The 6778-nt window shown below is 61.1% G+C and carries 6 protein-coding genes; 2 read left to right on the plus strand and 4 right to left on the minus strand.

Annotated features, from left to right (window positions below):
- Both OXI69_15075 and katG read right to left on the minus strand, forming a co-directional pair.
- Nucleotides 1-197 (minus strand): hypothetical protein (locus OXI69_15075; protein ID MDE2667465.1); only part of this gene is annotated, 197 nt, incomplete at its 3' end.
- Nucleotides 198-540: 343 nt separating this feature from the next.
- Complete coding sequence (katG, locus tag OXI69_15080) at nucleotides 541-2760, minus strand: catalase/peroxidase HPI (GenBank protein ID MDE2667466.1); 2220 nt, start codon at nucleotides 2758-2760, stop codon at nucleotides 541-543.
- A 362-nt stretch (nucleotides 2761-3122) separates the two neighbouring features.
- Here katG and OXI69_15085 point away from each other — a divergent pair, with 362 nt between their 5' ends.
- Nucleotides 3123-4103: a LysR substrate-binding domain-containing protein gene (locus OXI69_15085; protein ID MDE2667467.1), complete on the plus strand. Its 981-nt coding sequence runs from the start codon at nucleotides 3123-3125 to the stop codon at nucleotides 4101-4103.
- A 255-nt stretch (nucleotides 4104-4358) separates the two neighbouring features.
- On the opposite strand, the gene OXI69_15090 is transcribed toward OXI69_15085, so the two are convergent.
- Together OXI69_15090 and OXI69_15095 are read right to left on the minus strand one after the other, a co-directional pair.
- Nucleotides 4359-5300, minus strand: coding sequence for a LysR substrate-binding domain-containing protein (locus tag OXI69_15090; GenBank protein MDE2667468.1), 942 nt, complete (start codon nucleotides 5298-5300; stop codon nucleotides 4359-4361).
- A 599-nt stretch (nucleotides 5301-5899) separates the two neighbouring features.
- Nucleotides 5900-6151, minus strand: a complete 252-nt coding sequence (locus tag OXI69_15095; protein MDE2667469.1) for a toxin-antitoxin system HicB family antitoxin — start codon at nucleotides 6149-6151, stop codon at nucleotides 5900-5902.
- A gap of 177 nt (nucleotides 6152-6328) precedes the next feature.
- Between OXI69_15095 and OXI69_15100 the strand changes: the two genes are divergently transcribed.
- A complete protein-coding gene (locus tag OXI69_15100; GenBank protein ID MDE2667470.1) occupies nucleotides 6329-6571 on the plus strand; it encodes a hypothetical protein in 243 nt (80 codons plus the stop codon).
- Nucleotides 6572-6778 lie beyond the last annotated feature (207 nt).

Consider the following 6778-nt stretch of genomic DNA (forward strand, 5'->3'; position numbering starts at 1 on the left):
GCCATCTTCCCAAGACATTGCTTTTCTCCTTCCCGGAGTGTGATTTCGGTACGGGGCGGCGGCGTTGGTTGATTGAAGTGCGAGAGATAGGTGAAGTTGGGCCGGGTGCTGCATCCCAGGAAACTGAGCGGTACGCAACGGGAGTGCATGCGGGCGGGACGCCCGCGCTCCCAGGTGGGGCCATCTTCCCAAGACATTGCTTTTCTCCTTCCCGGAGTGTGATTTCGGTACGGGGCGGCGGCGTTGGTTGATTGAAGTGCGAGAGATAGGTGAAGTTGGGCCGGGTGCTGCATCCCAGGAAACTGAGCGGTACGCAACGGGAGTGCATGCGGGCGGGACGCCCGCGCTCCCAGGTGGGGCCATCTTCCTACGGCATCGCTTTTGTCCTATACGGTGGAGTGATTGGCAGGCAGCCTGCGGGCAAAGAAAAACGGCGGCATCGATGATGCCGCCGTTTTGCGTTTTTCCGGATCAGGAACCGTTCGTGTGGATTTCCCGACCCGAGGCTCCGGAGCAGTTGATTTAACTACGATCTTTCCGCTACAGGTCGAAGCGGTCCAGGGTCATTACCTTGGTCCAGGCCGCAACGAAGTCCTTCACGAAGTCTTCCTTGGCATCCCCGGCCGCGTAGAACTCGGTCACGGAGCGCAGCTCGGAGTTGGAACCGAAGATCAGGTCGACCGGAGTCGCCGTCCACTTGACCTCACCCGTGGAGCGGTCGCGACCTTCGTACACGCCCGCGGTGGAGGACTTGGTCCACTGGGTTGACATGTCGACCAGGTTGACGAAGAAGTCGTTGCTCAGGGTGCCGGGACGGTCGGTGAACACTCCGTGGCGAGAGCCTCCCGAATTGGCATTCAGGACTCGCAGGCCGCCGACCAGCACCGTCATTTCGGAGACGGTCAGGTTCAGCATGGCTGCCTTCTCCACCAGCCTCTCCACCGGTGATCGGGAGTTACGTCCGGCGAAGTAATTGCGGAACCCGTCGGCGGTGGGTTCGAGCAGGGCGAAGGAATCCGCGTCGGTCTGCTCCATCGTGGCGTCCATGCGCCCGGGTGCAAAGGGCACGTCCACGTCCATCCCGGCTTTCTTGGCCGCCTTCTCGATGGCAGCCGCACCGCCCAGAACGACCAGGTCCGCCAGAGAGACCCGCTTGCCGCCGGACTGGGCGCCGTTGAATCCGCTCCGGATACCCTCCAGGGTCTTCAATACGCGGCCCAGCTCGGCCGGATCGTTGGCAGCCCAACCCTTCTGGGGCGCCAGGCGAATCCGTCCCCCGTTGGCGCCGCCGCGCATGTCGGTCCCGCGGAAAGTGGATGCGGAAGCCCAGGCCGCCCTGACCAATTCGGCGGTAGACAGCCCGGAGCCCAGGATCTTGGTTTTCAACCCGGCCGCATCCTTGGCATCGATCAGGGCATGATCGACCGCAGGAATCGGGTCTTGCCATACGAATTCCCGGTCAGGCGCCAGATCGCCGAGGTAACGCGACCTCGGACCCAGGTCGCGGTGAATCAGCTTGAACCAGGCCCGGGCGAAGGCGTCCTCGAACTCCTTCGGGTTCTTGAGCCAGCGCGAGGTGATCTCGCGATAGGCCGGGTCGACCCTGAGGGCGATGTCGGTGGTGAGCATCATGGGCGCATGCCGCTTGTTCGGATCGTGGGCATCCGGCACCAGGTCGGCCGCGGCGCCGCCGGCCGGCTTCCACTGGGTTGCACCCCCAGGGCTTTGAGTCAGCTCCCACTCGAAGCCGTACAGGTTTTCCAGGAAGTTGTGGGTCCAGGCCGCCGGGTCTCGCGTCCAGGCTCCTTCCAGGCCACTGGTGATGGTGTCGCCGCGATTGCCTTTGCCGTACTTGTTTTTCCAACCGAATCCCTGGGCTTCGATATCGCCGGCCTCCGGCTCCACACCGACGTACTTGGAAGGATCGGCGGCGCCATGGGCCTTTCCGAAGGTATGGCCGCCGGCGATCAGCGCGGCCGTCTCTTCGTCATTCATCCCCATGCGGCCGAAAGCCTCCCGGATGGCGTGAGCAGCCGCCTGCGGATTGGGTTTGCCGCCCGGGCCCTGGGGGTTCACGTAAATCAGGCCCATCTGGGTGGCGCCCAGAGGACGAATCAGCTTCCCGTCCTTGTCGCGTCGATCGAAGGCGAGCCACTGGCCCTCGGGTCCCCAGTTCACGTCTTCGGGATACCAGGCATCGACACGACCGCCGGCGAAGCCCAGGGTCTTGAAGCCCATGGACTCCATGGCCACGTCACCCGCCAGGATCAGCAGGTCGGCCCAGGAGATCTTGCGGCCGTACTTCTCCTTGATCGGCCAGAGCAATCGCGTCGCCTTGTCCAGGTTGGCGTTATCGGGCCAACTGTTGAGCGGCGCCAGGCGTTGCAGTCCGCCGTCACCGCCACCCCGTCCGTCGATGGTTCGATAGGTGCCGGCACTGTGCCAGGCCATGCGAATGAAAAACGGCCCGTAGTGGCCATAGTCGGCCGGCCACCAGTCCTGGGAAGTCGTCATCAGCCTGGTGAGATCTGCCTTCAACGCCTGCAGGTCGAGACTCTCGAACGCCTTGGCATAGTCGAAGCCGTTGCCGACCGGACCGGATTCCCGAGACACCTGGCGCAGCGGTTCGAGGCTCAGCCGGTTGGGCCACCAGTAGTCATTGTCGGGCGCCTTGTCCTTGGCGCCTGCCGTGCCGATCGGCGCGACCGGAGAGAACCCGATCGCCAGCAGGGTGATTACGGATATCGTTCGTTTAAACATCTGAGTTGCTCCTTTGGATTCGAATTACATCAATGCGGCGAGTGCGCTCAAGAAGCGCGGCCCGGTGGTTCGGAAACCTAATGGAGGCAAGACCGGTCCACGCTCCCCGGATGTCGTGTCGTTTTCGCAATCGGTCTGTGCCTACAGTTTATACCACGGGCTCACTTGGCGCCCCCGGATGCTTCGTTCCTTCCGCCGGACAAGGAGGGTTCTGCCTCTCCTTCAGCTTCTTGCACAGTTTCTCAGGTCACTGCCCAAGGAAATCGCAAGACGGGGATCGTGAGTCTATACTTCCCCGTTCTGATATGTCTAAGATATTATTTCTATCTTTTGCATAGTCTATTCCTATCAGCATGAAGAGCATGAAGACCTACAATTTCACTCTCAGACAGCTTCAATACGTCCTTGCCGTGGCGGAAACCATGAGCTTCCGGCGGGCCGCCGAGCTTTGCAACGTTTCTCAGCCGTCCTTGAGCGCCCAGGTGGCGGAGATGGAGTCTGCACTTTCCGTTTCTCTGTTCGAACGGGACCGGCGCGGCGTGCTGGTTACCGCGGCGGGACGGGAACTGATCGGCAGAGCGCGCCGCGTCCTGGTCGAAGTGGACGACTTCGCCGAAGCCGCCAATCAGTTCATCGACCCCCTGGCCGGCACACTTCGGATCGGCGTGATTCCAACGGTCGGGCCCTATCTGCTTCCCCACGTTGTCCCCGCGCTGCGAAAAGCCTTTCCTCATCTGACGCTGATCTGGATCGAAGACAAGACCGACGCTCTTCTCCGCGCTCTGAAACGGGGAGACCTGGTGGCGGCGCTGCTGGCGCTGGAGGCCGATCTGGCCGACCTGGACCACCACACGGTTGCCGTCGATCCCTTCGTGTTGGCAGTCCCGCGGGGGCACGAACTCGATCGCGGCACCAGGCCCGTAAGGCGGAACAGGTTGCGCGGCGAGCGTGTCCTGCTGCTCGACGACGGGCACTGCTTCAGGGATCAGGCCCTCGAGTACTGTTCGAGCAACAGGCTCGAGGAAATGGGGTTTCGCGCCACCAGCATGCCCACTCTGACCCAGATGGTCTCCAGCGGCGCCGGAGTCACGCTGCTGCCGACGATGGCGGTGCCCACCGAGACTCACCGTTCCCAACTATCGATTCGAACGCTCGAGCGGCCTGTCCCCTTCCGAACCATCGTGCTCGGTTGGCGCCGCCGATCGGCAATGGCCGACACCTTGCGGACGGTGGCGGAAACCCTTCGTCTCACGGTGGAAAGGGATCGGGAAATCCTCGGGGAGGCAGGTGCGCCCCGTGAAGGGGGTGGGACCGTCGAGCCGGCGGCGGTGTCTGACGAGTAGAGCCGGTCCCTTGACCGAGCCGGCCACGGTGCGGGTATCGCCAAGCCGGTCCATCGCGATGGCAAAAACCGACATGCTCAGGGAGGGAACAGGGGGTGTCAGGTGAGCAACATCACACTAAAGGCACAAGGGGTCTCAAGGCTCATCGAATAGGGAGAGGGGCCGCGAACCGCGGTGCGCAATCGACTGCAGTCGCTGACGCAGGCTGAATCGGAAAATCGGGCAGCCTTCCGCATCGCCCACCCGCACCGATGCTCAGAGCCTGCCCCGAGGTGTTCCCGCAATCGTCACATTGGCTGCGGGCTCGGACGTGCTCTCAAGGATCCATTCGCGGAACGCCTGGACCTCGGGCTTTCGCCGCGCGCCGGCGGTCGTCATCAGACAGCATCGCGTGGGCACCTCATTGCACCGGTCGAACAACGGTACCAGAGTCCCCTGTTCCAGTTCAGGCGCAATGGTGGCCGGGCGTCCAACGGCGGCCCCCATGCCATTCAGGGCCGCATGCAGCACCATGCTGCACAGGCGGAAACCCGATGCGTGCGACAGGTCCGGTGGGGGGCCGCCCTGGGCCGCGAACCATTGGGCCCAGTCCGAAGGCCACCCCAGATGGTAGAGCAGGGGCCACGAATACAAGTCCGCCAGGTTGCGGGGCCGTCCGTGGTTCTCGAAAAGGACCGGACTGCAGAGTGCAACCAACGAATCCTCGAACAACGTCTCCCGCAGGGCCACCTCCGTGCTCGGCGCTTTGGTCCCACCGTCATAGGTAATCCAGACGTCGAAGTCGGTCCGGTTGGGGTCGACGCCGAGGTGGTCCGTCTCCAACTCGATGGCGATGTCGGGATGGGAAGCGTTGAAGTCCGCGATCTTCGGCATCAGCCACCGCTCGGCAACGGACTCGACCACGACCACGCTGAGGCGCCGCAACTGCGGCCCGCTTCCGTAACGGTCGATGACTTCCTGGATTTCAGTGAGAATGCCTTGCACATCCCCCCAACAGGCCTTGCCGCGTGAGTTCAGCGCAACGCTTCGGCGATCGCGGTCGAACAGGTTGTGGCCGAGGTGTTTTTCGAGCATCTTGACGCGGTGGGCGACGGCGGCGGCAGTGACATGGAGTTCCTCCGCAGCCCGGGCAAAGCTCTGGTGCCGGGCCGCAGCATCGAAGAAACGGAGACACTCGAGCGGCGGTAGCGGAGACATGGGTTGTCGACGGGTTGTTAGTCGTACTGTAGGCATAGCATATTTTTGCCTCAGTGTCATGGGGAAAAGTGCTCCTCTCGAGCGGGTTCGATTCGTTCTGCAGAATCCAAGGGAGACTAAATCACAAATATAATTTAGTCAAAGCATAATGTTATTTAATAACTAACGACAAAGCGATATCCTAGGTGACCGTGGTCAGACGTCCTGATCACAGCTCGAAATTCCGACGTCAGGCCGAGCCGGGCCTGGTTGTTGTGATGGCCCATTTATTGTAATTGGCCCGTTTATAGTGATTGAGATTCAAGCTATGCACATGCCATCTCTCGATATCTTTTCCTGGGTACTCGGAGCGGGTGCTTTCCTGCTTACTCTGTGGCTTTTGTACCGCATTGGCGGGTGGTTCTTGGGAAGAGTCGTGCGTGATATCCAGGAGCAGATCGAGGGCGAATAGGTGCGCCCAGTGAAGCGGGTGGGAGAGCTCACTGGGAGGTGAGGTCCGACGAGTGAAGTCAGTCCTCTTTATCGAGCCGGCGACGGTGAGGAGTTCCCCCACGCTAATCCATCGAAACGGCGAATACGGACATGGAAGGCCTCAAGACTTATCCAATACGGTCTTCGGGCTCAGGGGGCCGTCCTCCTTCTCGCAGCAGCAGGCGGCGGGCCGCCTCAATGTCGGCCCGGGATGCGCATTCACTGAAAAACTCGGCGGTTTTCATGGCGGAAACCTTCTCGGCCATAGCCGTCGTCACGAACTGATCGATGCTGGCGCCGTCGGCCTTGCCGATTTCTGCAACGGCTGCCTTCAACGACGCAGGCAACCGCAATGGATAGGTGCTGAGCTGTCTTTTCATGGCGAGAGCCTCCTGGGGTGAAAGCAACGCAATTTACGACTTGCCCAACTTGCAGCTTACATGGAGAGCCGGACATGATGATTGGCAACCAAGCTCCCTTTGCAAAAAAGGCGCTTGTCTTTGTCCGGAATGGGTGCTATCGATTGAGGTTAAAAAGACTTCCGAAAGAATCCAGCCATGATGTTCTACGTCCTACTCATAGTGATCTTTATAGCGTCTCTACCCTTCGTGATCTGGCTGGTCGATACCCTCAGGCACAACAAACACCTTCCGTGGGAAGCTCGAATATTGGACGATCCACTCTATTCGAGGCCGGTTGAGATCGCGGACTGGAAGATTCCGGATCAAACAATCATCCAGCTCAAGCTGAAAAAACGGGAAGACCCGGAGAAGCAAAAAGGGACGGCAACGAAAACGTAAACTGTCTAGAAAGGAAGCAGTTCGGCTGAACGCACATCCAGGAGCACACGGAAATCTGCGAAGAACCGCCGAAAGATGTTATTCCCCTACCGCCTTGGCCAAAGGCGAGCCACCAGGGTGGCGCCTCCTCCCATCACTCCTGCGCCTCAAGGGGCAGGCGCAGAACGAACCCTTCCCGTCAGTCCAGCACGCCCAGGGATTGGGCGT

This window comes from Acidobacteriota bacterium (assembly GCA_028875575.1).
GTDB lineage: Bacteria > Acidobacteriota > Terriglobia > Versatilivoradales > Versatilivoraceae > Versatilivorator.

Excerpts from the sequence above, each read along its gene's own strand:
- katG (MDE2667466.1), bottom strand. The coding sequence starts at position 2,760 with ATGTTTAAACGAACGATATCCGTAATCACCCTGCTGGCGATCGGGTTC.
- OXI69_15085 (MDE2667467.1), top strand. The coding sequence starts at position 3,123 with ATGAAGACCTACAATTTCACTCTCAGACAGCTTCAATACGTCCTTGCC.
- OXI69_15090 (MDE2667468.1), bottom strand. The coding sequence starts at position 5,300 with ATGTCTCCGCTACCGCCGCTCGAGTGTCTCCGTTTCTTCGATGCTGCG.
- OXI69_15095 (MDE2667469.1), bottom strand. The coding sequence starts at position 6,151 with ATGAAAAGACAGCTCAGCACCTATCCATTGCGGTTGCCTGCGTCGTTG.
- OXI69_15100 (MDE2667470.1), top strand. The coding sequence starts at position 6,329 with ATGATGTTCTACGTCCTACTCATAGTGATCTTTATAGCGTCTCTACCC.